This is a genomic window from Exiguobacterium sp. SH3S1, from assembly GCF_004337105.1.
GTDB lineage: Bacteria > Bacillota > Bacilli > Exiguobacteriales > Exiguobacteriaceae > Exiguobacterium > Exiguobacterium aurantiacum_A.
The window spans coordinates 1-2,309 of sequence record NZ_SJUW01000025.1; the positions used below are offsets into that span (position 1 = coordinate 1).

Here is a 2,309-nt window from a genome sequence, read left to right on the forward strand (position 1 = left end):
TGTGTAGTGCAAAATAGGAGTGCAGAAGTGTGCAACGGAAACGTACACAACTCTGCACTCCTATTTTAGAAAAGAAAAAGGACTTGCCAGCAACCACAATCTCACCCTAACGTTTAAGTTGCGACACAAGAACGTTAGGAGATGGAAGGAATGCTAGCAATGTCCGATATCAATTGTATCAAATTTCTCAGAAACCACAAATCACATTCAATCAATCGAATCGCTAAAAATCTAGACCTCAATTGGAGGACAGTAAAAAAATACGCGGATTCAGCTCAATTGCCGAGTGAAACCATTCGCCCCAAGAGGGGCATGATGTACGGAACAAAATGGGGCGAGATGGTCGAGGATTGGTTGACCGAGGATCAGATGCTTCAGAAAAAGTTAAGACGAACGAATAAAAAGATTTATGAAACGCTGGTGGCGAACGGATTCGAGGGTTCTTACCGAACGGTCTGCAATTTCATCAAGAGCTGGCATATGACGAGCGAGGAGGAAAACGACACAAGGCACGAACGATTGCAGCACCCTCCGGGTGAGGCGCAGGTGGATTTCGGGACGATGGAAGTCGTCAAAGATAGTCATGCGGTCGATGTGAAGTGCCTCGTCATGAGTCTGCCCTTCAGCAACCGCACTGCAGCCGTCGCCCTCCCCGCAGAAAACCAAGAGTGCTTCCTGACGGGACTCAAAATGCTTTTTGAAGAAATCGGTGGTGTGCCGCAACAGCTCAGAATCGATAATCTCCCCGCCGCAGTCATCCAACCGCGAACGACGAAAGAAGAGGCGATCTATACAGATGCTTTCCTGCAGTTCATGGCTCATTATGGCTTCCAAGTCCAAAGCTGTAATCCTTACAGTGGGAACGAGAAAGGAAGTGTCGAGAACAAGGTGGGATACGTTCGATACAATTTTCTTGTCCCGGCTCCTGTCATGCATGATTACGATTCGATGAACCGACAGCTCGCAGTTTCCCTACGGGACGACATGGAGAGAGTGCATTACGAAAAGCATGTGCTGATCCGTGAGTTGTTCGAAGAAGAGCAGAGACATCTATTGCGATTGCCGCAAGAAGACTTCCCTGTCTTCAAAGAAGAACTGTTCAAGGTGAACAAGTACGGCGAAATAACGATTGATAAGACGAAAGTCTTGGTCCCTTCAGGGGCTCGTCATGGGCAAGTACGCGCCATCTTAAGGTGGGATTCAATGAAGATTCTCTCACTTTACGGAGAAATCCTCTACGAAGAAAAACGGCCCTACATGATGACAAAACGTGCGCTTCCGTGGGAAAACATCATCAGCACTTGGCACAAGAAGCCAAGAAGCTTCGGTCACTCCCGTTATTCCGAATATCTGCCGGGTAGAATCAAAGAGTACCTGGGCGTGCCGAACTTACTCGTTCGGCAGGAAAGACTGGCCTGGATCCGAGCCAAGCTCGCACTGTATCCGATCCTCGAGATCAATGAACGCCTATACGAGCTACTGAGCGAGGACGACGATCCAGCTGTGGTCGAGGGCCATCCTTATGATGTGGACTGGAGCAAGTACGATAGCCTGAATCGGCCGTGGGAAGAAGGTGGCACTGCATGAGCTTGAAAGAAATGTGCAAGTCGCTCCGCCTTGCCTACGTCGCCGAAATCTATGAATCGATTCCAACGGAATCCCCTGAAAAATTTCTTATGGAACTTTTCTCCATGGAAATGCGCCTCCGCGAAGAAGCGAAGGCGCAACGATTTATCAAAAAGGCGAAATTCATCAACAACAAGTCACTCGACGACTATCACTGGGGCAATCACATCTACTTCCCGAAGCATTTGGATAAGGACGAACTGACCTCACTGAATTTCGTCGAGCATTCACAGAACGTCGTTCTGACAGGGTCCCCGGGAACAGGAAAGACCCATTTGGCCATCGGACTCGGGAGAGAAGCTTGTCACAAAGGTTATGAGGTGAGGTTCTTCCGGGTCTCCGAGCTCGTAGAGCAACTCAACAAGGCCTGGCGGGATGGGAAACTGAGCAGCTTCCATTCACGTCTCGAATCGGCAGACCTTATCATTTTAGACGAGATGGGATACATCCCTCTCACAAAAGAATCTGCGGAACTCCTGTTCCATCTCATCACCGACTGGTACGAGCGAAAGAGCCTGATCATCACATCCAACCTTGAGTTCAGCCAGTGGAATCGCATCTTTGGCGACGCGCGCCTAACAGCGGCACTCGTCGATCGCGTCATCCATCACGCTCACATACTAAACTTCACAGGTGACAGTTATCGTGTCACGCATGCGTTGTCGAAACACTAAGACCCAGCT

General features: G+C 49.3%; 2 protein-coding genes. Both read left to right on the forward strand.

Features of this window, described 5'->3' with window-relative positions; translation table 11 throughout:
* The first annotated feature begins 150 nt into the window (after positions 1-150).
* Positions 151-1,587, forward strand: coding sequence for an IS21 family transposase (istA, locus tag EVJ26_RS14115; protein WP_131470778.1), 1,437 nt, complete (start codon positions 151-153; stop codon positions 1,585-1,587).
* The gene (gene istB, locus EVJ26_RS14120) at positions 1,584-2,300 is read left to right on the forward strand and encodes an IS21-like element helper ATPase IstB (RefSeq protein ID WP_131459130.1); all 717 of its coding nucleotides are present in this window, start codon (positions 1,584-1,586) and stop codon (positions 2,298-2,300) included. Before istA ends, istB begins: the two co-directional genes overlap by 4 nt.
* Positions 2,301-2,309: the final 9 nt, after the last annotated feature.

Coding starts and splice junctions, on each gene's coding strand:
- istB (WP_131459130.1), top strand. CDS start 1,584: ATGAGCTTGAAAGAAATGTGCAAGTCGCTCCGCCTTGCCTACGTCGCC.
- istA (WP_131470778.1), top strand. CDS start 151: ATGCTAGCAATGTCCGATATCAATTGTATCAAATTTCTCAGAAACCAC.